25 protein-coding genes are annotated in these 24529 nt (G+C 72.4%); 10 read left to right on the top strand and 15 right to left on the bottom strand.

Annotated elements, in window-relative coordinates:
• The first annotated feature begins 137 nt into the window (after positions 1–137).
• Positions 138–935: an SAM-dependent methyltransferase gene (locus AMK18_RS03265; RefSeq protein WP_073861557.1), complete on the top strand. Its 798-nt coding sequence runs from the start codon at positions 138–140 to the stop codon at positions 933–935.
• 15 nt (positions 936–950) lie between these two features.
• On the opposite strand, the gene AMK18_RS03260 is transcribed toward AMK18_RS03265, so the two are convergent.
• Genes AMK18_RS03260 through AMK18_RS03240 form a run of 5 tightly spaced genes read right to left on the bottom strand, consistent with a single transcriptional unit; the run spans position 951 to position 6493 of the window.
• Positions 951–1481, bottom strand: coding sequence for a hypothetical protein (locus AMK18_RS03260; RefSeq protein WP_073861556.1), 531 nt, complete (start codon positions 1479–1481; stop codon positions 951–953).
• Positions 1478–2899, bottom strand: coding sequence for a sensor histidine kinase (locus tag AMK18_RS03255; protein ID WP_073861555.1), 1422 nt, complete (start codon positions 2897–2899; stop codon positions 1478–1480). Before AMK18_RS03255 ends, AMK18_RS03260 begins: the two co-directional genes overlap by 4 nt.
• The gene (locus AMK18_RS03250; RefSeq protein WP_073861554.1) at positions 2896–3579 is read right to left on the bottom strand and encodes a response regulator transcription factor; all 684 of its coding nucleotides are present in this window, start codon (positions 3577–3579) and stop codon (positions 2896–2898) included. The genes AMK18_RS03255 and AMK18_RS03250 overlap by 4 nt, the downstream gene beginning before the upstream one ends.
• Positions 3580–3638: 59 nt before the next feature.
• A complete protein-coding gene (gene murJ, locus AMK18_RS03245; protein WP_073861553.1) occupies positions 3639–5333 on the bottom strand; it encodes a murein biosynthesis integral membrane protein MurJ in 1695 nt (564 codons plus the stop codon).
• Positions 5330–6493: a lipid II:glycine glycyltransferase FemX gene (locus tag AMK18_RS03240; RefSeq protein ID WP_073861552.1), complete on the bottom strand. Its 1164-nt coding sequence runs from the start codon at positions 6491–6493 to the stop codon at positions 5330–5332. Before AMK18_RS03240 ends, murJ begins: the two co-directional genes overlap by 4 nt.
• 226 nt (positions 6494–6719) lie before the next feature.
• Between AMK18_RS03240 and AMK18_RS03235 the strand changes: the two genes are divergently transcribed.
• Entirely contained in the window at positions 6720–7937 is a 1218-nt protein-coding gene (locus tag AMK18_RS03235) for a L,D-transpeptidase (RefSeq protein WP_073861551.1), read from the top strand.
• Positions 7938–8023: 86 nt separating this feature from the next.
• Here AMK18_RS03235 and AMK18_RS03230 read toward each other — a convergent pair whose 3' ends face one another.
• The 8 genes from AMK18_RS03230 to pcaDC all read right to left on the bottom strand — a co-directional run bounded on the left by AMK18_RS03230 (position 8024) and on the right by pcaDC (position 14733).
• On the bottom strand, positions 8024–8896 hold the full coding sequence (locus tag AMK18_RS03230; protein ID WP_018100425.1) for an amino acid ABC transporter permease: 873 nt from the start codon (positions 8894–8896) through the stop codon (positions 8024–8026).
• Complete coding sequence (locus AMK18_RS03225; RefSeq protein WP_018100426.1) at positions 8893–9537, bottom strand: amino acid ABC transporter permease; 645 nt, start codon at positions 9535–9537, stop codon at positions 8893–8895. The genes AMK18_RS03230 and AMK18_RS03225 overlap by 4 nt, the downstream gene beginning before the upstream one ends.
• 17 nt (positions 9538–9554) lie before the next feature.
• Positions 9555–10466 (bottom strand): glutamate ABC transporter substrate-binding protein, encoded by a 912-nt coding sequence (locus AMK18_RS03220; protein WP_073861550.1) that lies wholly within the window; start codon positions 10464–10466, stop codon positions 9555–9557.
• A 14-nt stretch (positions 10467–10480) separates the two neighbouring features.
• On the bottom strand, positions 10481–11224 hold the full coding sequence (locus AMK18_RS03215; protein WP_018100428.1) for an amino acid ABC transporter ATP-binding protein: 744 nt from the start codon (positions 11222–11224) through the stop codon (positions 10481–10483).
• 137 nt (positions 11225–11361) lie between these two features.
• The gene (locus tag AMK18_RS03210) at positions 11362–11802 is read right to left on the bottom strand and encodes a DUF6278 family protein (RefSeq protein WP_026171167.1); all 441 of its coding nucleotides are present in this window, start codon (positions 11800–11802) and stop codon (positions 11362–11364) included.
• A 117-nt stretch (positions 11803–11919) separates the two neighbouring features.
• Positions 11920–12699, bottom strand: coding sequence for an exodeoxyribonuclease III (locus AMK18_RS03205; protein WP_073861549.1), 780 nt, complete (start codon positions 12697–12699; stop codon positions 11920–11922).
• Between the two features lie 48 nt (positions 12700–12747).
• Positions 12748–13407, bottom strand: coding sequence for an MBL fold metallo-hydrolase (locus AMK18_RS03200; protein ID WP_073861548.1), 660 nt, complete (start codon positions 13405–13407; stop codon positions 12748–12750).
• A gap of 12 nt (positions 13408–13419) precedes the next feature.
• The gene (gene pcaDC, locus AMK18_RS03195; RefSeq protein WP_202532903.1) at positions 13420–14733 is read right to left on the bottom strand and encodes a bifunctional 3-oxoadipate enol-lactonase/4-carboxymuconolactone decarboxylase PcaDC; all 1314 of its coding nucleotides are present in this window, start codon (positions 14731–14733) and stop codon (positions 13420–13422) included.
• Between the two features lie 96 nt (positions 14734–14829).
• Between pcaDC and AMK18_RS03190 the strand changes: the two genes are divergently transcribed.
• The 6 genes from AMK18_RS03190 to AMK18_RS03165 all read left to right on the top strand — a co-directional run bounded on the left by AMK18_RS03190 (position 14830) and on the right by AMK18_RS03165 (position 18910).
• Complete coding sequence (locus AMK18_RS03190) at positions 14830–15414, top strand: ArsR/SmtB family transcription factor (protein ID WP_018100433.1); 585 nt, start codon at positions 14830–14832, stop codon at positions 15412–15414.
• Positions 15415–15427: 13 nt separating this feature from the next.
• A complete protein-coding gene (locus tag AMK18_RS03185) occupies positions 15428–15616 on the top strand; it encodes a hypothetical protein (protein WP_018100434.1) in 189 nt (62 codons plus the stop codon).
• A 126-nt stretch (positions 15617–15742) separates the two neighbouring features.
• Positions 15743–15982, top strand: coding sequence for a hypothetical protein (locus AMK18_RS03180; protein WP_018100435.1), 240 nt, complete (start codon positions 15743–15745; stop codon positions 15980–15982).
• Positions 15983–16001: 19 nt separating this feature from the next.
• On the top strand, positions 16002–16469 hold the full coding sequence (locus AMK18_RS03175) for a hypothetical protein (RefSeq protein ID WP_018100436.1): 468 nt from the start codon (positions 16002–16004) through the stop codon (positions 16467–16469).
• 95 nt (positions 16470–16564) lie between these two features.
• Positions 16565–17794, top strand: coding sequence for a metallophosphoesterase (locus AMK18_RS03170; protein WP_073861547.1), 1230 nt, complete (start codon positions 16565–16567; stop codon positions 17792–17794).
• A 114-nt stretch (positions 17795–17908) separates the two neighbouring features.
• Positions 17909–18910: a helix-turn-helix domain-containing protein gene (locus AMK18_RS03165; protein ID WP_241836434.1), complete on the top strand. Its 1002-nt coding sequence runs from the start codon at positions 17909–17911 to the stop codon at positions 18908–18910.
• Here AMK18_RS03165 and AMK18_RS03160 read toward each other — a convergent pair.
• Positions 18892–19290, bottom strand: a complete 399-nt coding sequence (locus AMK18_RS03160) for a nuclear transport factor 2 family protein (RefSeq protein ID WP_073861545.1) — start codon at positions 19288–19290, stop codon at positions 18892–18894. The genes AMK18_RS03165 and AMK18_RS03160 overlap by 19 nt on opposite strands.
• Positions 19291–19532: 242 nt before the next feature.
• Between AMK18_RS03160 and AMK18_RS03155 the strand changes: the two genes are divergently transcribed.
• Complete coding sequence (locus AMK18_RS03155) at positions 19533–22604, top strand: AfsR/SARP family transcriptional regulator (RefSeq protein WP_073861544.1); 3072 nt, start codon at positions 19533–19535, stop codon at positions 22602–22604.
• A 12-nt stretch (positions 22605–22616) separates the two neighbouring features.
• On the opposite strand, the gene AMK18_RS03150 is transcribed toward AMK18_RS03155, so the two are convergent.
• On the bottom strand, positions 22617–22811 hold the full coding sequence (locus AMK18_RS03150; protein WP_018100441.1) for a hypothetical protein: 195 nt from the start codon (positions 22809–22811) through the stop codon (positions 22617–22619).
• A 316-nt stretch (positions 22812–23127) separates the two neighbouring features.
• On the opposite strand from AMK18_RS03150, the gene AMK18_RS03145 reads away from it, so the two are divergent.
• Positions 23128–24477: a helix-turn-helix domain-containing protein gene (locus tag AMK18_RS03145; RefSeq protein ID WP_073861543.1), complete on the top strand. Its 1350-nt coding sequence runs from the start codon at positions 23128–23130 to the stop codon at positions 24475–24477.
• Positions 24478–24529 lie beyond the last annotated feature (52 nt).

The raw sequence follows: 24529 nt of genomic DNA, 5'->3' as shown, positions 1-24529 counted from the left end.
TCACGTGGTGATCTCTCTCGCCATCATCGATCTTGCTCGTGTGTACTTTAGTTGACATGTTGTCGGGCGCAAAGGCAGGATCGCAGCATCGGCAGACTCTGGAATCCGACCGCAGCGGCCGCCGAGAGGAGCGCCACTTGAGGCAGCACGGGTTACCCGCCCCGGTGATCGACACCGGTCGGCCTCATTCCGCAAGGATCTACGACTACCTGCTCGGCGGCAAGGACAACTACCGGGTGGACCAGCAGGCCGGCGAGGAGCTCGTGGCCGCCGCGGCCCAGGAGCGGGCCGGTGCCCGGGCCAACCGCGCCTTCCTGGAACGCGCCGTCCGCCATGTCGTCGGCGCGGGCCTGCGGCAGGTCCTCGACATCGGCACCGGGCTCCCCCACTCCCCCAACGTGCACGAGGTCGCCCTCGAAGCGGCGCCCGACGTGCGCGTCGCGTACGTCGACAACGACCCGATCGTCACCGCACACGCGGACGCCCTGCTGCGCAGCTCCCACCTGGTCGGCGTCGCGCTCGCCGACCTCCGCGACCCGCGGGCCGTCGTGGACCATCCGCACGTCCGCGAGGTCATCGACTTCGGCCGGCCCGTCGCCCTGGTCCTCACCTCGGTGCTGCACTTCCTCACCGACGCGCAGGAGCCCCAGCGGGTCGTGGCCACCCTGCGCGACGCGCTCCCGGCCGGCAGCTGCCTGGTGCTCTCCCACGCCACCGACGACTTCGCCGACTGCCGGGCGGCACAAGCCGTCTACGCCCACGCGACCACGCCCCTCACCCCGCGCTCCCACCAGGAGATCGAGAAGTTCTTCGACGGCTTCGAGCTCCTGACGCCGGGCCTGGTCCCCGTCCCGTCCTGGCGGCCGGACGCACCGGTGGCAGCGGTGCCGGCTCCGATCGGGGTCTACGGGGCGGTCGCCCGCAAGACCCGCTGAGCGGCCGAAGCGCGGTCAGACCGAGCAGTGCGCGGGCCCGATGACGCCGTCCGTGCCCTTCACCGTGACCGCCTCGGTCCGGTCGGCCGTACGGGCCCGGGCCGCCGTGCAGATGAGCTGCTGGCGGGCGGCCTGGGAGAGCCCGATGACCGGCATGTCCACGGTGACCCGCACGCCGTCCGCGTTCAGCTCGACGGCCACGCGCGTCCGGCCGGTGGGCAGCTCCGAACGGAGTCCGGCGTCGCGCTCCGTCCTGGTGGGCCCGAGGAAGAGGAGGGAGAGGGCGTCGGGCTGCTCGGTGGCCTCGGCCTCCCTCCAGGTCCCGCCGCCGCCGACCCTCACGGTGCGGGTGTTGCGGACGACGGGCATCAGCCGGGAGGCGGAGGACGAGGACACGAAGTACAGCAGGGTGCCGAGCTGATCGGCCGGGGCCACCTCCACGGTCGCCGGTTCGCCCGCCTCCACGACGTCCGTCGCACGGATCCCGCACCCGGTGGCGAGCAGCAGCACGGGCAACAGCGCGCCGAGCACGCGCCCGCCCCTCACCGCTCCCCCATCGGCAGCTCCACGGTGAACACCGCGCCGCCCCCGGGCCGGTTCGCCGCGCCGACCGTCCCCCCGTGCAGCCGTACGTTCTCCTGGGCGATGGCGAGGCCGAGGCCGCTGCCCGCCGACCGGGTGCGGGCCGCGTCGGCCTTGTAGAACCGGTCGAAGATGTGCGGGAGCACCGCCGCGTCGATGCCCGGCCCGCTGTCCTCCACCTCCAGGACGAGCCGGTCGCCTCCGCGCACCCGTACGGTGACGGGCTCCGCGCCGTGCCGCAGGGCGTTGCCGACCAGGTTGGCGACGACCACGTCGAAGCGGCGCGGATCGAGCACTGCCCGCACGCCGTCCGGGAGTTCGGTGGTGACCCGGCTCTCCCAGCGGCGGCCCTGAAGCGTCTTGCGTACGGTCTCGGCGACGTCGACCTCGTCCAGGTGCAGCTCGGCCGCGCGGGCGTCGAAGCGGGATATCTCCATCAGGTCCTCGACCAGGGTGGCCAGTTTGCCGGTCTCCGTGCTGATCAGGCGGACGGCGGCGGCGGTGTCGGGGCGCAGTTCCCCGGCGTCCTCGTCCAGCACTTCGGTGACGGCGAGCATACCGGCGAGCGGGGTGCGCAGTTCGTGGGAGACGTCGGAGGCGAAGCGCCTGGCCCGCTCCTCGGCCCGGCGCAACTCCTCGACGGATTCCTGGAGCTTGGTGGACGACTCGTTGAACGTCCAGGCGAGCTCGGCGAGTTCGTCGGAGCCGCGCACCGTGATCCGGGTGTCGAGCTCGCCCCTGCCGATGCCCGCCGCAGCCCGGCGCAGGTCGCGGACCGGGCGCAGGACGCTGCGGGCGGCGAGCAGGGCGGGCACCAGGGCGACGAGCAGGGCGGGCAGGGCGCCGTCGCGGGCGGCGGTGACCATGGCGGCCACGTTGGCCTCCTCGGTGGACAGCGGCATCACGGCGTAGAGGACGAGGCCGGTGGGCTGTGTGCCGTCACCGCGGTCGAAGAGGGCGGGCATGCCGACGGTCAGCCAGGGCCTGCCGTCCTTGACGACGCGCTGGAAGGAGCCGTGGGTGTTGTCCCGGGTGGCGGCGCGCAGCTCGGCGGTGATCACCCCGGAGGAGGACCGGTCCGACGAGGAGGCCCGCAGCTTCCCGTACTCGGCGAACACGGTCCAGCCGCGCCCGCCGCCCGCCCGGGCCAGCTCCAGGCAGACGTGGCGCAGCTGCTCACCGTAGATGGGCAGGCTGACGGCCTGGTCGCCGACCCGGTCGCGGAACTGGTCGACGGCGGAGTCCTGCGCCTGCTGCAGGATCGCGGAGCGGGCCTCGCGGTAGGTCAGCGCGGCGGTGGTGGCGGCGCTGACGGCCGCGACGAAGAGGAATGCCGCGATCAGCCGGGTGCGGAGGCCGAGGCGGGCGGCGAACAGTTTCACGTAAGCGGTCCGAAGCGGTAGCCGAAGCCTCTTACGGTCTGGATGTAGCGGGGGCTGCCCGGGACGTCCTCGATCTTCTGGCGGAGGCGGCGGACGCAGGCGTCGACCAGGCGGGCATCGCCGTGGTAGCTGTGCTCCCACACGTGTTCCAGGAGCTGCTGGCGGCTGAAGACCTGTTCGGGCGAGGCCGAGAGGTGGAGCAGCAGCTTCAGTTCGGAGGGGGCGAGGAGCAGCCGTTCGCCGCCCTTGGCGACGGCGAGGCCCGCGCGGTCCACGGCCAGCTCGCCGTGCGCCTCGATGCCGCCGCGCCCGGCCGGGACGGCGAGGCGGCGCAGCACGGCCCGGATGCGGGCCTCGATGACCTCGGTACGGGCGGGCTTGACGATGTAGTCGTCGGCGCCGGCCTCCAGACCCACGACGACGTCGAAGTCGTCGCCGCGCGCGGTCAGCATGATCACGGGGAGCTGGCTGGTCTCGCGGATGCGGCGGCAGACCTGGACGCCGTTCATGCCGGGCAGCATCAGGTCGAGGAGGACCAGGTCCGGCCGGAAGTCGCCGAGCGCGGCGAGCCCGGCCTCGCCGGTGCCGACGGCCCGCAGCTCGTGGCCGCGCCTGCGCAGGCCCAGCTCGACCCCTTCGCGTACGGAGGGGTCGTCTTCTATGAGGAGCACGCGAGGCATGGCGTCAGTATCCCAGCGATCAAGGAATGGATTCGAACAGAAGGGCGACGCGGGCCGGTTCAGCCGCGCCGCAGCCGGCCCCGGGCGGCGTTCAGCGCGGCGCTCACCTCGGTGAGCCGCAGCGGCCGGGCCAGCCCCGCCACGACCAGCGCGAGGACGACGGTCCCGGCGCCCAGCGCGGCGAAGTCCCCGAGGCCCGAGCCCTCCGTGTCGACGGCGCGGGCCGCCCCGTAGGCCAGCGCACCGGCCGGCACACACGCGGCCACCAGCCGCACATGCGCCCACATCCCGGGCGAGCGGCCGAGCCGGGGGCGCGCCGCGCCGCGCGGGGAGAGCCTGCGGTGCAGCACGTACGCGGTGACGGCGAAGCCGGTGAGCAGGGCGACGGAGTACGCGCCCGCCATGCCGGTCACCGCCCAGCGCGCGGGCAGCGTCAGATAGGCGGCGACCGAGAGCCCGGCGTTGAGGGCCGCGATGACCAGGTTCAGCAGGAACGGGGTGCGGGTGTCGCTCATCGCGTAGAACCCGCGCGAGAGCACGTACTGCCCGGAGAAGGCGATGAGCCCGGGGGCGAACGCGGCCATCATGCCCGCCATCACCGTGATGTCCGCCGGACCGGTGCGCCCGTAGCCGAAGACCGAGCCCATCACCCAGGGCGCGAGCGCCAGCAGCAGCGCGGCGGCCGGGACCACCACGGCGGCGGAGGTGCGCAGCGCGTACGAGAGGTCGCGCCGCACCCCGGCGAGGTCGCCCCCGGCCGCCGCCCGGCTCATGCGCGGCATCAGCGCGGTGACGAGGCTGACGGTCACGATGCCCTGCGGGACCACCCAGAGCTGGTAGGCGTAGCTGTACGCGGTGTAGCCGGCGCCGCCCGCGAGGTGCTGGTCCGCCGCGTGCTGTCCGCTCGCGGTGGCGAGGCGGGTGATCACCCAGTACGCGGCCTGGTTGGTGAGGACGAGCATGACGAGCCACCCGGCGGCGCGCAGCGGCCGGGTCAGTCCGCTGCCGCGCCAGTCGAACCGGGGCCGCCAGCGGAACTTCGCGGCGCGCAGCGAGGGCACCAGGGCGAGGCTCTGCACGGCGATGCCCGCCGTGGTGCCCCAGCCCAGCCACTGCGCCTGCGCGGGGGTGAGGGTGCCGCCGGAGCCCGCCGCCGTCCAGAGGTAGAGCCCGAACACGGCGATGATCACGAGGTTGTTGAGGACCGGCGTCCACATCATCGCGCCGAACCGGTCGCGGGCGTTGAGGACTTGGCCGAGGAGTGTGAACAGGCCGTAGAAGAGGATCTGCGGCAGGCAGTAGCGGGCCAGGGCGATGGTGAGTTCGGCCTGGTCGCCGTCGTAGGTGGGGGCGTACACCTGGATGATCAGCGGCGCGCCGAGCACGGCGAGCGCGGTGAGGACGAGCAGGCCCACCGTGCACAGGGTGAGCAGGCGGTCGGTGTACGCGGCCCCGCCGTCGCCGTGTTCCTTGGCGGCGCGGACGAGTTCGGGGACGAAGACCGCGTTGAGGGCCCCGCCGATGAGCAGGATGTAGAGGATGTTGGGCACGGTGTTGGCGACCGTGTAGCCGTCGGCCCGCAGTCCGGTGCCGAGCGCGGCGACGACGACCGCCGAGCGTATGAACCCCGTGGCCCGCGAGACGAGGGACCCGGCGGCCATCACGGCGCCGCTGCGCAGCACCGAACCGGAGCCGCGCGCGCCGTTCTCCTCCTCGGGGGCGGCCGCCTCCGGGGCGGCGCCGGTGGCCGTCACCGGCGTGCCAGGTACGCCTGGAACGCCCGGTACAACGTGTTGTTGGCGGCTCCGCCCACCGATGTCTCCCACTCTCCGAGGGTCTCCACGACCTCCCCGCCGGTGCCCAGCTTCCAGCGCAGCAGCCCGAAGGGCCGGTCGTGGGGATCGAGGGTGGAGGATACCCCGCGCATGTCGTACACCTCGGCGCCGCCCGCGAGGGCGTCGCACATCATCTGCCACTGCAGGGCGTTGCTGGGGCGGACCTCGCGGCGGTGGTCGGCGGAGGCGCCCGTCTGGTACCAGACCCGACGGCCGGTGCTGATCATGGTGTGGGCGGCCAGGATCTCCCCGTCGTGCACGGCGAGGCAGAGCTTCATCCGGCCGGGCTCCTCGGCGTTGAGCACCGCGTACTGGCGCTGGTAGTAGCCGAGCGAGCGGCCGAGCCGGAAGCCGTCGCGCTCCTCGGTGATCCTCAGCAGCCGGTGGAACTCGGGCAGTTCGGCGGCGCTCCCGGTCACGATCCGCACCCCCGCCTTCTGCGCGCGGCGGACGTTGCGGCGCCATTCCTGGTTGAGCCCGGACCACAGGTCCTCGGTGGTCCGTCCGGCGAGCGGCACCCGGAAGACGTACCGGGGCTGGGCGTCCGCGTCGTCGCCGTCCCCGCCGCAGCGCCGCCAGCCGCGCGCCCGCAGCCGGTCGGCCACGGCGGCACCGAGCGGGTCGACCTCGCTCGCCAGGACGTCGCCGACGGTGCGGCCGGGGCCGGTGGCGGCCTTGAGGCGGGCGCCGGTCCAGCGGCGGTAGGCGGGACCGGGGCCGATGCGTACGGCGAAGGCCCCGGCGGCGCGCAGGTGCGCGAGCAGGGGGCGCAGCCAGCGGTCCATTCCGGGATCGGCCCAGTCGGCCGCCGGGCCCTCCGGAAGATAGGCGAAGTATTTCCGGGTGCCCGGGAATTGCCGGTAGAGGACGAGTGCGCTGCCGTTCAGGGTGCCGTCGTCGTCGTGCCAGCCGAGGCTTTCCGAGGACCAGCCCCCTTTCACCCCGGCCCAGGAGGGGTGCTGCAGGAAGCTGGCGTCGGCCCGCGTGGCCAGGTGGGCCCGGTGCTCGTCGGGCGTGAGGCCGTGGACGCGCAGGTCCCGTTCCCTGCTGCGGTCTCCGGTCGCGAGCAGCGCTGACATGTCGGTGGCCCTCCCCCTCGTGGGCCCCGCGGTCTGCTCTGCGGGGCTGCACAGGATGCTCACAGCGGTCCGTGACGGGTCCGCGCGCCGAATGTGACCGGACCATGACCGTTGCGCTGCGCTTCCCGTCACACAGGGAATTCCAGCTTTTCCGTGGATTTACGGAACTTAGGCTCCGGTGCGTTCCTCTTCACCGATGACCGAGTACGGCCCTGGAGGTTTTCCGTTGATTCCCGCATTCCTGATACCGGCGCGCCCGCAGCGCCCCGCCCGGCTCGCGCTGATCGCCGGCTGCGCGGTGCTCGGCGTGGCCCTCACGGCCTGTTCCGGCGGCGCCGCCGCGTCGGACCGCGAGGCCGGCAAGAACGGTGACGCGGCTCCCTCGAAGGCGGCGCGGGCCTCCATCTCGGTCAACCTGCACGGCACCGCGGCCGCCGCGGGGAAGCCGGTGACGGTGACCCTGGCGGCCGGGAAGCTGAATGAGGTGACCGTCTCGGCCGGGAAGGACGGCACACTCAGCGGCCGGATCTCCGCCGACGGGCGGACCTGGACGTCCGACCGGGCGGCGGCGCCGGGCACCACGTACCGGGTGGAGGCGCGCGACACCTCGGGCGGCAGCGACACGGCCTCGTTCACGACGAAGGCGGCCGACAAGGTGAACAAGCTGACGCTGGCGCCCGGCAAGAACACGACGGTGGGCATCGCCCAGCCGTTGTCGATCGTCTTCGACAACCCGGTCAAGGACAAGGCGGCCGTCGAGAAGGCCCTCAAGGTGTCGACCTCGAACAACACCGAGGGCTCCTGGGGCTGGCTGCGCGACTACTCGGGCCGCGACCGCGTCGACTGGCGCCCCAAGGAGTACTGGAAGTCCGGGACGCGCATCACGCTGGACGCCGAGCTGAACGGCGTCGACTCAGGTCCTGGCGGCGGCTTCTTCGTACGGGACTACGCGACGACGTTCACGGTGGGCGCGAGCCAGGTGGTGAAGGTGGACCTGGACCGGCACCGGCTGGCGCTGCAGCGGGACGGGCGCACGGTCATGGACGTGCCCGTCTCCGGCGGCACTCCGGGCGGCGACAAGCGCTCGTGGCGGGGGACGGCCGTGCTGATGGCGAAGGAGGGCACGATCAACATGCGCTCCGAGACGGTGGGCCTGGGCCACACGTACGACAAGATGGTCGACTACTCGATGCGGCTGACCTGGTCGGGCATGTACGCCCACGCGGCGCCGTGGAACGCGGCGTACTTCGGGGTGGCGAACCACAGTTCGGGGTGTGTCGGGATGAGCGACGCGAACGCCGCCGCCCTCTACCGGCAGGCTCACGTCGGCGACCCGTTCGAGATCACGGGTGCGGAGACCAAGGGCACGGTCGCGGAGGGCAACGGCTACGGGGCGTGGAACGTCTCGTGGGACGAGTGGCAGACGAGGAGCGCCCTCGGCTGACCGGTCCGCCGGCGCGCAGCTGACCTTCTTCCCGCGTGCGAGAAGTGATCACCGGCTGCTGCCGGGCGGACCCCGCTCCCGTCCGTCTACCGCCCTCCCGGCATCAGCGTGCCGGGCTGTGCCGGTCCGACGCCCACCGCCTCCGTCTTCGGATTGCGCCGTTGCCGCCTCGCCACCCAGGTGGCGAACCAGGAGAGCAGCATGCACATCCCGATGTAGATCGGTGAGATCACCATCACCACGGGGATGAAAGGCAGATCGTAGTCCAAATTGGAGGCGATGAGCTTGCCCGCGTGGAGGAATTCCTCGTACGTGATGAGGTAGCCGAGCGAGGTGTCCTTCAGGGCCACCACCAGCTGGCTGATGATGGTGGGCAGCATCGCGCGGATCGCCTGCGGCGCCAGGACGAAGGTGGTGACCTGCGTCTTCCGCATCCCCAGCGCGTACGCCGCCTCGCGCTGGCCGCGCTCCACGGAGTTGATGCCGGTACGGAACACCTCGGCGAGCACCGAGCCGTTGTAGAGCGTCAGTCCGGCGACCAGCGCGGGCAGCGGCTGCACCTTCAGCGCCACGAAGATGAAGAAGATCATCACCAGGACGGGCATGGCGCGGAAGAACTCGACGAGGATCGTCGCCACCCAGCGCACCGGGCGGTGTTCGGAGAGCCGCCCGACCGCGAGGACGGCGCCGAGGGCCAACGAGAGGACGGCGGCGTACGCGAACGCCTTGAGGGTGTTGCCGAGTCCGCGCAGCAGGAGTTCCTGGATGCCCTTGTACTCGAAGGGCGTCCACTTGGCGGCGGTGAACTGGTCGGTGTCGAAGAGGAGATAGATCACCCAGCCGATCAGCGCGAGGATGAGGACCGTCGACACGACCCCGTAGAGGCGGTGCCGTTTCCGGGTGTGCGGCCCCGGGATGTCGTACAGGGCGTTGGCGGTGGGTGCGGTGTGGGCGGTCATCGGGCGACTCCCCAGCGCTTTTCCATGACGTGGAAGAGCGCGCTGATGGCGAGGGTGATGATCAGGTACCCCACCGCGATCCACACGAAGGTCCAGATGATGCTGTACCCCAGCTCGTTGAGGGTCTTGTAGGTGCCGAGGAGCTCGGTGACGCTGAACGCCCCGGCGATCGCCGAGTTCTTCGCGAGCGCGATGAGCGTCGAGCCGATCGGCGGGATCACCGAACGGAACGCCTGCGGCAGCACGATGGAGCCGAGGCTCTGCCCGAAGGTCATCCCGAGGCTCCGGGCCGCCTCACCCTGTCCGGTGGGCACGGTGTTGATGCCGGAGCGCAGCACCTCGCAGATGAACGCGGAGGTGTAGCACCCCAGCGCGAGGATCGCGAACACGTTGAACGGCAGGACGAGCCCGAAGCGCGGCAGGCCGAGGAGTACGGCGAAGAAGAGCAGGGTCAGCGGGGTGTTGCGCAGGACCGTCACCCATACGGTGCCGAACACCCGGAGCGAGCCGACCGGCGCCACCCTGAAGGAGGCCATGACGAAGCCGAGGACCAGCGCCAGGATCGAGGCGTAGACGGTGAGTTCGAGGGTGCCGAGGAAGCCCTTGCCGTAGAGCGAGAAGTTGTCGGTGAGTACGTCCATGGGGGTGGGCCGTCCTCTCAGTTCGCCGGGTAGCGGTCGATGGGCGGCGGCTTGGGCGCGGGTGCGCCGGACAGGCCGAGCGTCGCGTCGAACGCCTTTTTCCAGTTGCCGTTCTTCTCGTTGGCCTCCAGCGCGTCGTTGAGTGTGAAGCGCAGGGCGTTGTCGCTGCGCGGGACCCCGATGCCGTACGGCTCCTCGGAGAAGGGTTTGCCGACGACCTTCATCTCGTCGGGCGCCTTGGCGGCGAAACCGAGCAGGATCGCGTCGTCGGTGGTGACGACGTCCACCTGGAACGTCAGCAGGTTGTCGACACAGATCGAGTAGGTGTCGTACGAGACGAGCTTCGCCTTCGGGTAGTCGGCGGCGATCCGCTGGTACGGGGTCGAGCCCGCGGCGGAGCAGACCGTCTTGCCCGCCAGGTCCTGGGGGCCGTGGATGTCGTCCTCGTCGGTGCGCACCAGGAGCCCCTGGCCCGCCATGTAGTAGGGCCCGGCGAAGCCGACGAGCTTCTTGCGCATGTCGTTGATGGTGTAGGTGCCGACGTAGTAGTCGATCTGCCCGTTCTGGAGGGCGGTCTCGCGGTTGGCGGAGGCGATCGTCTTGAAGCGGATCGTCTTCGGGTCGAAGCCCAGCGAGGCGGACATCATGCGGGCGATCTCGATGTCGAAGCCGGAGTAGACGCCGGTGGCCGGGTCCTTCTCGCCCAGGTAGGGCTGGTCCTCCTTGGCGCCCACCCGGAGGTATCCGCGCTTCTTCGCGCTCCGCCAGGTCCGCGATTCGGGCAGCTGGAAGCCCTTGTCGACCTGGTAGACGGGCAGTTGGTCGGCCTTCGGGCCCTTGACCGGCGGGCTGCCCTCCTTGCCGCAGGCGGCGGCGAAGAGGGCGAGCAGCAGGCCGGCACAGGTGGCCAGCAGTTTCCTCGTACGCAACTCAGGGCCTCCCGTCAGTGCTTGAGGATCTTGGACAGGAAGTCCTTGGCCCGGTCACTCTCCGGGGCGGTGAAGAAGTCCTCCGGGGTGCGGTCCTCCACGACGCAGCCGTCGGCCATGAAGACGACCCGGTTGGCGGCGGAGCGGGCGAAGCCCATCTCGTGGGTCACGACGACCATGGTCATGCCCTCGCGGGCGAGCTGCTGCATGACCTCCAGGACCTCGTTGATCATCTCCGGGTCGAGTGCCGAGGTCGGCTCGTCGAACAGGAGCGCCTTGGGGTCCATGGCGAGGGCGCGGGCGATGGCGACGCGCTGCTGCTGCCCGCCGGAGAGCTGGGCGGGGAACTTGTCGGCGTGCGCGCCGAGCCCCACCCGGTCCAGGAGTTCGCGGGAGCGCTGGTCCGCCTCGTCCTTCTTCCGCTTGCGCACCTTGACCTGGGCCAGGGAGACGTTGGCGAGGACGGTCTTGTGCGCGAAGAGGTTGAACGACTGGAAGACCATGCCGACTTCGGCCCTCAGCTGGGCCAGTCCCCGGCCCTCCTCGGGGAGGGGGTTGCCGTCGATGGCGATGTGGCCCGACTCGATGGTCTCCAGCCGGTTGATCGTCCGGCAGAGCGTCGACTTCCCGGAGCCGGACGGGCCGATGACCACCACCACCTCCCCGCGGCCGACGGTGAGATTGATGTCCTGCAGTACGTGCAACTTTCCGTAGTACTTGTTGACGTCTCGCAGCTCGATCAACGGATCGACGGCCATACGCTGCCCTACCCACTTGTCGCTCGGTCGAGGTCAGCGCAAACTAACCAGCCCGGAAAGGGACTTCCCGACCGACACGCACCAATGGGGCAAAAGGATTCTTATCGCTTCGCCCGGTCCGGCGCGCGGAGAGAGGGTCAGCCCTCGGCGGACTCCGCGTACACCTGGGACAGTTCGGGGCTGCCGGACATCGCCCAGTCGAGGCCCGCCTCGACCACGTCGATCTCCCGGCCGGAGGCGAGCCGCACGACGGGCTGACCGCTCGGCCAGATGTGCCAGTGCGCCCCGTCGACATTGCGCACCAGGACCGTGCCGAGGTAGAGCCCGGCGTCGTTGCCCAGCCAGGGCAGCTCCTCCGGGTCGTCGCGCCAGCGCGGCACCAGCTGGTCGAGCGCCGTCAACGAGGCGGGGCTGTCGTCCAGTTCGATGCCGCGCTCCCCCACCCGGACCCGGAGCAGCTCGCATTCGGCGAGCAGTTCGGCCACGCCCTCCGGATCGGCGTCGACGGCGCCCGCGAGGCCCGTCTTTCGCGCCCCGTCGTGACGCTTACGCCAGTTGTCCAAGAAAGGGATGTTCATACCGCTCAGAATCGCATCCCGGCGCGCCTGCGCACCACAGGGCGCGCGGCCTGTCGTTCGAGTGCCGAACACCACACGGTCACCGCGCGTTCACGGAACGCGGGCGCCGGGGCCCCCTCAGAGGTCGAGGTCGACCACGACCGGGGCGTGGTCGGAGGCGCCCTTGCCCTTGCGCTCCTCGCGGTCCACGTAGCTGTCCTTGACCGCTGCGGTGAAGGGGGCGTTGCCGTAGGCGAGGTCGATGCGCATGCCCTTGTTCTTCGGGAAGCGCAGCTCGCGGTAGTCCCAGAAGGTGTACGGGCGGTCGTACTTCAGGGGGCGGGGCACGACGTCGGACAGACCCTCGGCGCGCAGGGCGGCCAGGGCTTCCCGCTCGGCGGGGGTGACATGCGTGGCCCCCTCGAAGAGGGCCGGGTCCCAGACGTCCTCGTCGGTGGGGGCCACGTTGAAGTCGCCGAGCACGGCGAAGGGGACCGCACCGGCGGCGTCGGCGGCCACGGCCTTGCGCAGCGCCTCCAGCCAGCGCAGCTTGTACGCGTAGTGCTCGTGGGCGACCTCGCGGCCGTTGGGCACGTACACCGACCAGAGGCGCACCGGGCCGCAGGTGGCGCTGATCGCGCGGGGCTCCTGCGCGTCCTCGTAGGCCGGGCCGTCGGGCAGGCCGAGGACGATGTCGGAGAGGCCGGCGCGGGAGATCAGCGCGACCCCGTTCCACCGCCCGTTGGCGTTGACCGCGGACTCGTAGCCCGCCTCGCGGAGCGCGTCGGCGGGGAACTGCTCGGCGGTGCACTTGGTCTCCTGGAGGCACAGCACGTCGGTGCCGCTGCTCTCCAGCCAGGCCAGCAGCCTCGGCAGGCGGGCGGTGATCGAGTTGACGTTCCAGGTGGCGATGCGCATGTACGTAAACCTAACGCCTGCCACTGACAGCCGCCGGGGCGGCGGCCGTCACAGGCCCGTCGAGTCGCCCGGCGCCATCCGGCCGTGGTCGGAGCCGCCCAGCTCGCCGATCTGCCGGTCGTAGATCGGCCGGGCCAGGTCGGTCAGGAGTGCGTCGTGGATGTCGATCGCGCGGCGCGGCTTCACCTCGCGCACGTAGTCGATGACCTCGGAGATCTTGTTCCACGGGGCCATCACGGGCAGCAGGAGTGTGTCGACGGCCCGGCCGGGGACCGTCAGCGCGTCGCCGGGGTGGAAGACCTGTCCGTCGGCCAGGAAGCCGATGTTGGTGACGCGCGGGATGTCCGGATGGATCACCGCGTGCAGCTCGCCGTGCACCTCGATGTCGAACCCGGCGGCCGAGAAGGTGTCGCCGTGGCCGACCGTGTGGACGCGCCCCGGGAAGGCCGCGCTCAGCCGCTCCGCGACGCTGCGCAGGGTCCAGACCCGGGCCTCCGGGTCGGCTTCGAGACCGGCCCTGATGCGCCCCTCGTCGAAGTGGTCGGGGTGCTCGTGCGTCACGAGGATCGCCTCGGCGCCGATCGCCGCGTCGCCCTCCGAGAAGCCGCCCGGGTCGATGACGAGCGTGCGCCCGTCCTTCTCCAGGCGGATGCAGGAGTGCGACTGCTTGGTCAGGGTCGGCGCGGTGTTCCCGGGGTGGCTGCTCATAGGTCCATCCTGCTACGCGGGCGGGGTCGTTTCCGCCCGAATCACCGACTGCGCGATCGTGAAGGCGGCGCTCGCGGCCGGGACCCCGCAGTACACGGCCGTCTGCATCAGCACCTCCCGGATCTCGGTGGGCGTGAGTCCGTTGCGCAGGGCGGCCCTGGTGTGCGCGGCCAGGCTCTCCATCCGCCCGGAGGCGACGAGCGCGGTGAGCGTGACGGTGGAGCGGGTGCGCCGGTCCAGCCCTTCCCTGCTCCACACCTCGCCCCAGGCGTACCGGGTGACCAGCTCCTGGAAGTCCTCGGTGAAGTCGTCGGTGGCGGCCAGGACCCCGTCCACCTGGGCGTCGCCCAGCACCTCGCGCCGCAGCCGCATGCCCGGCGCGTACGGGTCGGGCCGCCCGCCGGCCGCCGCCTCGGGGGCCGGCCCTGCGGGGGCGATCTCCGCGAGGGGCTGGACGGGGGCGGAGAGCCGGGGCACGGAGTCGGGCATCGGGATGGCCGCCTGGGTGTCCTGCCAGGCGGTGGAGAAGTGGGTGAGCAGGAGGTCGGTGACCGCCCCGGGCTGCTCGACGGGCGCCAGGTGCGAGGCCGCGGGCACCAGCGCGAGCCGGGCGTCCGGTATCCCCGCGACCAGGGTGCGCGCGTCGCCGGGCCCGGTCACCCGGTCCTCCGCCCCGACCACGACGAGGGTGGGGACGGGGATGCGGCTCAGTTCCGTACGGACGTCGAAGGCGGCCAGGGCCTCGCAGGCGGCGATGTAGCACCCAGGGTCGGTGGTCCGCACCATCTGGACGGCCCACTCCACGATGGCGGGCTGCGCCGCGGCGAAGGCGGGCGTGAACCAGCGCTCGGGCGCGGTGCGCGCCATGGGCTCCAGGCCGTTCGTACGCACGATGACGCCGCGCTGCCGGAACTCGTCGGCGCTGCCGAACCGGGCGGAGGACGCCACCAGGGCGAGCGCGGCCACCCGGTGCGGGTGCCGCAGCGCCAGGTCCGCGCCGATCGCCCCGCCGATGGAGCACCCCACGTACCCGAAGCGCTGGACCCCGACCCCGTCGAGCGTCGCGAGGAGCCGGTCCCCCAGCTCCGCCACGGCGGTCGCGGGCCGGGCGGGGGCGCCGCCGTGACCGGGGAGGTCGTACCGGAAGACTCTCCAGTGCCGGACGAGCTCGGGTATCTGGCGGTCCCACATGTGCCAGGTGGTGCCGAGTGAGGGCCCGATGACCAGGACCGGCGCGTCCTCGGGGCCGTCGAAGCGGTATTGCAGGGTGTTCGGTGGTGTCTCACTCACGCCCTCGACCCTCTCACGTAGCAGGGCAGTGCCCATGGGCGGGTTCTCGCCGGGGTCCAAAGAAATCGATGCAAAGGATTAGTTGCAAAGAAGTCCTTGCAACCGAGTCTTTGCATGGCTAACGTTGAGGCCATGGAAGAACAGCCCGACGGACTGATCCGCAATCTCGACGCCCGCTCGCTGCGGGGGCTCGCCCATCCGCTGCGCATGCAGCTGCTGGACACCCTGCGCTTCGACGGGCCGGCCACCGCTTCCCAGCTCGCCGCGAAACTGGGTGAGTCGAGCGGGTCCACCAGCTACCACCTGCGGCAGCTCGCGGCGCACGGCTTCATCACGGACGCCCCCGAGCACGGCAAGGGGCGGGAGCGCTGGTGGCAGGCGGCGAGCCAGGGGCTGCGGTTCGACGACTCGCTGCTCAACCACTCCAGCCCGGAGGTGCGCGGTGCCGCCGAGATGTATCTGCAGGAGGTCGCGCTCACCCAGGCCCGGGACCTGTCGTCCTGGCTCGGCGAACGCACCAACTGGCCCGAGGAGTGGAACCGCACCTGGGACATGAGCAGCGCGACCCTGCGGCTGACGCCCACGCTCGCCGGAGAGCTCATCGAGAAGATGCACGCGCTCCTCAACGAGTACCGCGACCTGATCACCGACGAGGACGAGGGCGACAGCGCCCGCGTACGCGTCCACACCCATGCGTTCCCCCTCACCACCGAGTAAAGGAGAACCACCCATGCACGCGCACGCCCACCTCGCCCTGCACCAGCTCCGCGCCGCCGAACTCCACGCCGAGGCAGAGGAGTACCGCCTCGCCCGTTCCGCCCGGGCCCCCCGGCCCCTGCGCACCGTCCTCGGGTGGACCCTGATCGAGGTCGGCCTCCGCCTGACCGCCGCGCCCCGCCGCACCGTCGCGCTCCCCTAGGACGGACTGCCGGTCGACCGCCGCGGCGACTGCCGCCCGGCGCGCGGTCCGGACCCTAGCGTGCCGCACAGGTGAGCGGCCGCCCGTCCGGGCGGCCGGACCGTGTCCGCAGCAAAGGGAGTCCCCATGAAGAAGAACTCGTCCCGTACGGCGGCGGCCTCCGCCGCCGTGGCCCTCGTCGCCGCCGGTGTCCTGGTGGCGGGGTCGGCCACCGCCACCGCCGCCCCCGTCGAACGCGTCACCTCGCTGGAGCAGCTGAAGGCGGGCATCCAGCAGGCCGCCGAGCAGGAGTCCGGCGCCGCCCTGGACATCAACCCGACCGGCTACATCACCCAGAACGGCGCGGCCGCCCGGGCCGCCTGCTGACGCGAAGGGGCCGAGGACCGTGGACAAGGACAAGTCTCCGACGAGCTGGTGTCCCAGCGGTGACGCGCATGCGCCCGAGGCGGTCGTCCTGGGTGTGCGGTCCGGGCAGGGCGGCCGCGTCGCCTATCTGGCCGACCCGGTGCCCGCCTCCGAGGTGCTGGGCGACGTGCCCGAGGGCATCGACCCCCGGCGCATCCTGCGGTTCGCCTCGCACTGCGTCAGTGGCTGCGCCAACCGCCGCGGCGACGACTGCGCCCTCGTGGAGCGGGTGGTCGCCGCCGCGCCCAGGGTGGTCGAGGCGGCCGTGCCGCGCTGCCACCTGCGGACGAAGTGCCAGTGGTGGACGCAGAGCGGCGTCGAGGCGTGCCGGCGCTGCCCTGCGGTCTCGACCCGCCATCACGCCGACGACGAACTGGCCGGGCTGATCGCGGACCCCACCACCACCCGCGAACAGCTCGACGCCTGGATCGCCGCCGGGACCGGCTGACCCTCCGGCCACCGGTCCTGCGGTGGCCGTCTCCGGGACCTCGGGGGCGACCGGGTACAGTGCCGGGCGGCATTCCGGCCGTCCGAGGAGGAAACGTGACCGACACCAGCGAGGCCCGGTCCGCGGACGGCGGGGCGGCAGCGGCGCCACCGAGCCGGGTGCGGCGCCTCATGCGTTACGTCCCCCTGGTCGCCCCGGTCCTGCTGTGGGCCGTCCCGTGCTGGGTACTGCTGTACACCGGGCAGCACTGGCCGCTCCCCGTCACCGTGGCCGGCACCTGCCTGTTCGCGCTCGGCCTCGTCACCATGCCCGTCGCGATGATGCGGGGCCACGGCAAGCGGCAGCAGGACCGGGCGGCGATCCTCGGGGACAGCATGCTCGGCTCCATCTGGGTGCTGTTCACCTGGTCCGTGCTGCTCGGCGTCCTGCTCCGGCTCGCCCTGACCCTGGCCGGAACCGGCGACGGGCAGGACCGGGCCAGGATCGTCACCTGGTCGGTGCTCGGGGCCGCCGCCGCCCTGCTCGCCTGGGGGTACGCCGAAGCGCGCCGGGTGCCGAGGGTGCGCCGGGTCGAAGTCCGACTGCCGCGCCTGGGGCCGGGCCTGGACGGCACCCGGGTCGCCCTCATCACCGACACGCACTACGGGCCGCTGGACCGGGCCCGCTGGTCGGAGCGGGTCTGCGAGGAGGTCAACGCGCTGGAGGCGGACCTGGTCTGCCACACCGGTGACATCGCGGACGGCACCGCGGAGCGCCGCCGTGCCCAGGCCGCCCCGCTCGGCACGGTGCGCGCCGCCCACGCCCGCGTCTACGTCACCGGCAACCACGAGTACTACAGCGAGGCGCAGGGCTGGGTGGACCTGATGGACGAGCTGGGCTGGCAGCCGCTGCGCAACCGCCATGTGCTGCTCGAACGCGGCGGCGACACCCTCGTGGTGGCGGGGGTGGACGATGTCACCGCCGAGTCCTCCGGTCTGGCCGGTCACCGCGCGCACCTCGCCGGGGCGCTGGACGGCGCCGACCCGGATCTTCCGGTGCTGCTCCTGGCGCACCAGCCGAAGTTCATCGACCGGGCCGCCGAGGGCGGCGTCGACCTCCAGCTGTCGGGCCACACCCACGGCGGCCAGATCTGGCCGTTCCACTACCTGGTCCGCCTCGACCAGCCGGCCGTCGCCGGGCTGAGCCGCCACGGCGACCGCACCCAGCTGTACACCAGCCGGGGCACCGGGTTCTGGGGCCCGCCGTTCCGTGTCTTCGCCCCCAGCGAGATCACGCTCCTGGTGCTGCGTTCGCCGGAGGGCCCGGCCGGGTCCGCCGCGTCCTGACCCGCGACCGGCCGCGGACAACGCTTGTCGCGATCTTGGCCGATCCATCAGACTGCACCTGGCCGGAACCTGACCTGTCCGGCGGCTGATCAGGCGTGAGGGGGGTGCCCGACGGTGTGGCAGGAGATGGCGGCGGCCGAGATGGCGCCGGACAACCGGTTCGAGTGGTTCGAGCAGGTGGTGTCCGACGTCCTGCTCCCCACGGAGTTCCGCGCCGCGGACCCGGACAGCTTCGACGCGCGGGGCGGGATGCTCGGTCTCGGGACCGTACAGCTGGCGCGGTTCGGCTACGGTCCGCTGCGGTCGCGCAGGACCCCGGCGCTGATCCGGCAGGGTGATCCGGAGCAGTACCAGCTGGCGCTGGTGACCAGTGGCTCGGCCTGGTTCGCGCAGCAGGGCGGTGAGGCCGAACTCGGCGTCGGCGGGATGGCGTTGTGGGACACCTCGCGTCCGTACGAGTCCGGGTCGGGGACGGACGGGCGGGACGTCGAGGTCATCGTCCTCCAGATACCGAAGGCCCGGATGCCGTTGCCCTCGCAGCGGGTGGACCGGATCCTCGCGCGGAGTGTCCCGGGCGATACGGGGATGGGCGCGATGCTGGCCGGTTTCCTGACGAACCTCGCCGCAACGGGGGCCGACTGCTCACCCCAGCAGCTGGGCGTGCTGGGCGAGATGGCCGTGGACATGGCCGCGTCCTGCCTGGCCGACCGCATCGGGTCGTTCCCGGTGGAGGCGCCCGCCGAGCTGCGGGCGCATGTGCTGCTGCGGCGGGTCAGCGCCTTCATCGACCATCACATCGGCGACCCCGGGCTGTCCCCGAGCCTCATCGCCGCCCGCCACCACCTGTCGCTGCGGAGCCTGCACGCGCTCTTCCGGGACCAGCCCGAGAGCGTCGCCGCGACGATCCGCCGCCGCCGGCTCGACGGCTGCCGCGCGGACCTGGCCCGCCCCGAGCTGCGCCGGCAGCCCATCCAGGCCGTCGCCGCCCGGTGGGGGTTCACCGACGCGACCGTGTTCAGCCGGGCCTTCCGGACGGCGTACGGGATGGCTCCGCGCGACTACCGTGCGGCCGCCCTGCGCCCGGCGGACGGGGCCGGTCAGGGCACCGCGTGGTAGTAGCGGGTGCAGGACTCCACCATGCCGTCCTCAGCGATGCGGAAGACGTCCACGAAGCGCACACCCGCGTCATCGGCGCCCGTGCCGAGGCGGCGCCCCGCCGCCACCACACTCCGGGAGTGGGCGACGACCTGGTCGATCTCGTGGCGGGCGGGTGCCCCCGGGTGGTTGCGGTGGGCGTGCAGGAACGCGGTCCGGCCGTGGGCCGTCGGGGCGCCGGGCAGCTCCAGAGCGATGTGGTCGTGCAGCAGGGAGGCACACGCGTCGAGGTCTCCGGCGTCCAGGTACTCGTAGACGAGACGGACGTGATCGGTTCCCGCGGCGGTGACCAGATCGCCCCCGGTGTAGGGGGCGCTGCTCGTCCAGGCGTCGGCGTGCATGGACGTCTCCTTTCTCCTTCGCCCGGTACTCTTCCGGGCCGCACCAACCCCCGCCTATCGCGCCGCTATTCGCGGGCCGGTCACGCTGGGCATGCAGGATGGACAGATGCGTGAGGGTTGTGAAAACTTTGGGGACGTTGATCCCGGAGCATCAACGCGCTTACGAGCTGGGGGTCTCGGTGGCCGAGGGTACGACGCACACGGTCCAGGATGCCCCGGGCGCGGCGCGACCACCCTTCCAATTGCTGGGCCCGCTTCAGGTGCGAGGCAAGGAGGGGCCGCTGCGGGTGCCGCCGGGCCGTCAGGAGGTCATCCTCGCCGCCCTGCTGCTCGAAGCAAACCGGGTGGTCAGCACGAACTACCTGGTGGACCTCATCTGGGAGGACAGCCCGCCGGAGACCGCCCGCACCCAGGTCCAGATCTGCGTGTCCCGGCTGCGGAAGCTCCTGGCCGGTGCGGACAGCACGGTCTCCATATCGACCCGGCCGCCGGGATACGTCCTGCACGTGGACACCGGGGACGTGGACTCGCTGCTCTTCACCGGCCTGGTCGCGATGGCGAGGCGGCAGCGCGACGACGGCGAGTCCGAGAAGGCGGTGGCGCTCCTGAAGTCCGCGGTGGCGCTGTGGCAGGGGGACTCCCTGACCGGCCTGGACAGCGGCCCCCTGGCCAACAAGGCGCGCCAGCTGGACGAGGAGCGGCTGAGCGCCGTCGAGCTGCGGATGCAGTTGGAGCTGGAGCTCGGCCGCCACGACCGGCTGGTGGGTGAGCTCCAACTCCTCACCCACGAGAACCCGTTGCGGGAGCGGCTCCGGGGCCAGCTGATGTGCGCCCTGTACTGGTCGGGCCGGCAGGCGGAGGCGCTGGAGGCGTTCCGGGACGGGCGCCGGATCCTCGACCAGGAGCTGGGCCTCGAACCGGGCCGGGAACTGCGCCGGTTGGAGGCGGCCATCCTCGCCGGGGAACTGCCTCCGCCGGTACGGGGGCAGGCGCCCCGGTCCGCCGGTGGGAGCGCCGACCCCGGCGAGAGCGCAGTCGAGGCCGCCGCGCCCCGGCGCCCGGCCGTCGCCATCGACCGCAGCGAGCCAGGCCGTGCCGACGCGGAACGCGCCGCCGCCCCGAGCGCCGAGCCGGTGTCCAGGGCCGCCGCCCAGGACTCCCCCGCCGCCGAACCGCAGCCGCACGACGCCCGCCCGCAGCAGCTCCCCGCCGCCACCTCGGACTTCGTGGCGGACGACGCCCAGCTCGCCGTCTTGGAGAAGGCGCTGACCGGTGGCCGGGAGCGCAAGGCGGTCGGTCTTGCCGTGATCACCGGGAAGCCGGGCACCGGCAAGTCCACGCTGGCCGTGAATCTCGCGCACCGGCTGGCGGAGACGGGGTTCCCCGACGGCCAGTTGTACTGCGATCTGCGCGGCACGGGGACCCCGGCCACCACCTCGGAGGTGCTGGGCCGCTTCCTGCGGGCCCTGGGCATCCCGGGCCAGCTGATCCCGGACTCGCTCGACGAGCGGGCGGAGATGTACCGCACCCGGCTCGCCTCCCGCCGCCTCCTGGTGGTCCTGGACGACGCCGCGTCGGAAAGCCAGGTGCAGCCGCTGCTGCCGGGGAGCCGGGACTGCGCGGTCCTGGTCACCAGCCGGGCCCGGCTGACCGCGCTGCCGGGCGCGCACCGCGTGGAGCTGGACGTCCTGGACGAGGAGCGGGCGCTGAAGCTGCTGTCCCGGATCATCGGGGAGGAGCGGGTGGAGGGCGAGGCCGCGTCGGCCGAGGCCCTGGTGCGTACGGTGGGACGGCTGCCGCTCGCGCTGCGGATCGTGGCGGCCCGGCTCGCCGCCCGCCCGCACTGGACGCTCGCGTCGATGGTGCACCGGCTGGCCAACGAGCGGCACCGGCTGGATGAGCTGGCGCACGGTGAGATGACGATGCGCGCCAGCCTGTCGCTCACGTACAACGGTCTGGCGCCCGAGGACCGGGGGCTGCTGCGGCTGCTCTCCATGGCGCGGACGCCGACACTGCCGGGCTGGCTCGCGGGCGCGCTGCTCGACGACGACCGGCCCGTGCCGTCGGACCTGCTGGAACCGCTGGTCGACATGCAGATGCTGGACGTGGTCGGGGTGGAGCGGACCGGCGGCTACCGGTACCAGTTCCACGAGATCATCCGCGTCTACGCGCGCGAGCAGCTGGCCGCGCAGGACGCGCCGGAGCTGCGCCGGGACGCGCTCGTGCGGATGGCGGGCGGGTGGATGTATCTGGCGCAGGAGGCCCATCGCAAGGTGTACGGCGGCGACTTCACCGTCCTGCACGGCGACGCCCCGCGCTGGGCGCCGCCCCCGTCGTGCACGAGTGACCTGCTCGCCGATCCGCTGGCCTGGTTCGACGCGGAGCAGGGTGCCCTGTGCGGGATGGTGGAGCACGCCGCCGACGAGGGCCTGCACGACGTCAGCTGGAATCTGGCGACGACCCTGGTGACGTTGTTCGAGGTGCGGGGCCATTACGACCTGTGGGAGCAGACCCACGTACGGGCGCTGGCCGCCGTGCGCAAGGCGGGCAATCTGCGGGGGACGGCCGCCGTGCGGGCGTCGCTGGGTTCGCTGTACATGAGCCGCAACGAGTTCGACATGGCGCGCCAGGCGCTGAGTTCGGCGCTCGACGTCTTCCAGGCACTGGACGAACCGCAGGGCGAGGCGCTGTGCCGGCGTGACATGGCCCTGATCGCGCGGACGAACGGCGACGACGACACCGCCCTCGATCTGTACGGGCGGTCGCTGGCGGATTTCGACCGGGCCGGTGATGTGGTGGGGCGGGCGATCGTGCTGACGCAGAGCGCCCACATCCGGATGCGCCGGGGTGACGTGGACGTGGCGCAGGCGCAGTTGGACGAGGCGCTGGAGATATACGACGGGGTGGGCTATCTCGGGGGCCGGGCGCGGACCCTGCGCCGGGTGGGCCAACTGCTGCTGGAGCGGGGTGAGCTGGACCTCGCGGTGCTGACGTTCACGGAGGTCCTGGAGCTGTGCCGGGATTCCGGTGATGTGATCGGCGAGGGGCATCTGCTGCGGGACCTCGGCCAGGCGTTCGTCCTGATGGGGCGGCCCGACCGGGCGAGGTATTTCTTCGACCGGGCCGTCGCGGCCCGGGAGCAGATCATGGATTTCGGCGGTGGCGCTCTGGCCCGCCTGGATCTGGCGCGGCTGCTCGGCGAGGAGGAGCCGGGGCGTTCCCGTGAACTGCTGGCCCCCGCGGTGGAGGTCTTCACGAGCCGGGGGATGAAGCGGGAACTCGCTGAGACCCGGCGGCTGTTGGGCGCCGGCTGAGTCCTGCGGGGGTCAGTCCCAGGGGTTGTTGTCGGTGGAGCCGGTGGCGCCCGGGGTGGGGGTGCTGCTGGTGCCGGTCGGCTGGGTGCCGGTGCCGGACGTGTCGTCGGCCCAGCCCACCTGGACGCCGATGCCGGTGACGATCACGACGGCGACGGTGGCGAAAGCGGCGCGGAGGGCGTTGCGGGCGGTGGTGTTGCGGTTCATCGGACTGTCCCTTCGTCGGTGTTCCGTTTCCTTCTGGACACCAAGTTAGGAACGGGCGGATTCACGGCACCGCCCCCGCGCCTATCCCCCCGCTATCACGGCGCTGGGGCCTTATCGCCGGCCCGGGCGGGGGCTCCTGCCGCCTATCCCGAGGGGCCGTCGGGGCCGGTGAGGGCGTTGGTCTCGCGATGCCTCCCGGATAGGGCGCGCGCGGAGGATTCCGGCAGCAGCAAGGCACGACAGCCGTCCCCTCCGGCACCCCGGCCCGCAGCAGCTTCCGGGGCGCCCATCCCCCCGACGAGCAGGAGTCCTTCCCATGACGCTCAGCCACCCCCCGCAGGACACCCCGGCCACCACCGCCCCGCTCGGTTCCCTGATACGCGGCCACCGGCTCCGTATCGGCCAGACCCAGAGGGAGTTGGCGGATCTGTCCACCATCAGCGTGCGGGCCATCCGGGACCTGGAGAAGGGGAAGGCCCAGCGGCCCAGGACGGATACGGTGCGGCTCATCGCCGACGCGCTCAGGCTCGGCCCCCGGGCCCGGGCAGCGCTGGAGGCAGCGGCCCGCAGCGGGTCCCGGGCGGACGGTGACGTCCGGCGTCTGTCCATGGAGCGGGCCGCACCGCCCGTGCCGCTGTACCCGCTGGTCGGGCGGGACGCGGAGACCGGTGTCCTGGTGGAGGAGCTGGGTTCAGGCGCCGAACGGCTGGTGACGGTCGTCGGGTTGAGCGGGGTGGGCAAGACCCGGCTCGCCCTGGAGGCGGCCGCCCGTCTGCACGACGCCGGGCTGCCGGTGCTCTGGCACTACGGTGACGGCGCCACCGCCGACTGCCTGCGCCCCGACGACGATCCGATGCCCCAACTCGCCGACGACTGCGCCCGGTTCCTGCGCGGCGGCGCGTCCGAGAAGGTGCTGCCCGCGCTGGCGGACGCGCTGGCCGCCCTCGACGACGGCGGTTCCTCCGTACGCGGTGCGGCCGTGCTCGTCCTCGACGGTGCCGACACCGCCGCCCTGGACTTCGGTCGCCTGAGCCGGCTCCTGCGTACGTTCCCGGGCCTGCGGCTGCTGATCACCGGTGAGCGTCCCTGGAACGTGCCCGGTGAACGCCTTTTCCTGCTCTCCCCGTTGGAGGCGCCGGACCCGGCCGCCGGGCATGTGGACGCGCCCGCCGTACGGTTCTTCCTCAGCCAGCTCCGCCGCGTCCGGCCCGACATCGTGCCCGATGAGCAGGCGCTCGCGGATGTGGCCTGGATCTGCCACCGCCTCGACGGCCACCCGGCGGCCCTCGGTGCCGCCGCTTCCTGGCTCACCGTGTGCGACCTGTCCACCCTGCGGAACATCGTGGACTCCGACCCGGCCCCGCTCCTCGACCACCTGGCCGACGGCCCGGACGGCTCCCGCCTCCAGGTCCGGGTGAGCCGCACGCTCGCCGCGCTGCCCGCCTCCCACCGGGCCCTGATCGGCGACCTGGGCGAGGTGGGCGACGGGGAGTTCCTTCTCCAGGACGTCGTGCGGCTCACCGGCCGCCCGCTGCCGGAGTGCGGCCGGCTGATCCGCGAACTGCTGGTCGGCGGCGTGATCCGGACCAGCGCGGACGGCGGGCGCTCGGCCTTCCGTGTGCTGTGCGTGGTGCGGGCGGCGGCGGGGGCGACGGCCGGGGTGTGAGGGCTCCGGTGCGGCGGCGGACGGGGTGTGCCGTGCCTGCCGTCCGACTGCC

Origin of the sequence: Streptomyces sp. CB01249, from assembly GCF_001905735.1 — a bacterium.
Classification (GTDB): Bacteria; Actinomycetota; Actinomycetes; order Streptomycetales; family Streptomycetaceae; genus Streptomyces.
The sequence above is the reverse complement of the archived record's forward strand: the minus strand, read 5'-3'. Positions and strand labels throughout refer to the sequence as shown.

Excerpts from the sequence above, each read along its gene's own strand:
- AMK18_RS03250 (WP_073861554.1), bottom strand. The coding sequence starts at position 3,579 with ATGCCTCGCGTGCTCCTCATAGAAGACGACCCCTCCGTACGCGAAGGG.
- AMK18_RS03240 (WP_073861552.1), bottom strand. The coding sequence starts at position 6,493 with ATGTCAGCGCTGCTCGCGACCGGAGACCGCAGCAGGGAACGGGACCTG.
- AMK18_RS03230 (WP_018100425.1), bottom strand. The coding sequence starts at position 8,896 with ATGACCGCCCACACCGCACCCACCGCCAACGCCCTGTACGACATCCCG.
- AMK18_RS03225 (WP_018100426.1), bottom strand. The coding sequence starts at position 9,537 with ATGGACGTACTCACCGACAACTTCTCGCTCTACGGCAAGGGCTTCCTC.
- AMK18_RS03215 (WP_018100428.1), bottom strand. The coding sequence starts at position 11,224 with ATGGCCGTCGATCCGTTGATCGAGCTGCGAGACGTCAACAAGTACTAC.
- AMK18_RS03210 (WP_026171167.1), bottom strand. The coding sequence starts at position 11,802 with ATGAACATCCCTTTCTTGGACAACTGGCGTAAGCGTCACGACGGGGCG.
- AMK18_RS03205 (WP_073861549.1), bottom strand. The coding sequence starts at position 12,699 with ATGCGCATCGCCACCTGGAACGTCAACTCGATCACCGCCCGCCTGCCG.
- AMK18_RS03200 (WP_073861548.1), bottom strand. The coding sequence starts at position 13,407 with ATGAGCAGCCACCCCGGGAACACCGCGCCGACCCTGACCAAGCAGTCG.
- pcaDC (WP_202532903.1), bottom strand. The coding sequence starts at position 14,733 with ATGGGCACTGCCCTGCTACGTGAGAGGGTCGAGGGCGTGAGTGAGACA.
- AMK18_RS03190 (WP_018100433.1), top strand. The coding sequence starts at position 14,830 with ATGGAAGAACAGCCCGACGGACTGATCCGCAATCTCGACGCCCGCTCG.
- AMK18_RS03185 (WP_018100434.1), top strand. The coding sequence starts at position 15,428 with ATGCACGCGCACGCCCACCTCGCCCTGCACCAGCTCCGCGCCGCCGAA.
- AMK18_RS03180 (WP_018100435.1), top strand. The coding sequence starts at position 15,743 with ATGAAGAAGAACTCGTCCCGTACGGCGGCGGCCTCCGCCGCCGTGGCC.
- AMK18_RS03160 (WP_073861545.1), bottom strand. The coding sequence starts at position 19,290 with ATGCACGCCGACGCCTGGACGAGCAGCGCCCCCTACACCGGGGGCGAT.
- AMK18_RS03150 (WP_018100441.1), bottom strand. The coding sequence starts at position 22,811 with ATGAACCGCAACACCACCGCCCGCAACGCCCTCCGCGCCGCTTTCGCC.
- AMK18_RS03145 (WP_073861543.1), top strand. The coding sequence starts at position 23,128 with ATGACGCTCAGCCACCCCCCGCAGGACACCCCGGCCACCACCGCCCCG.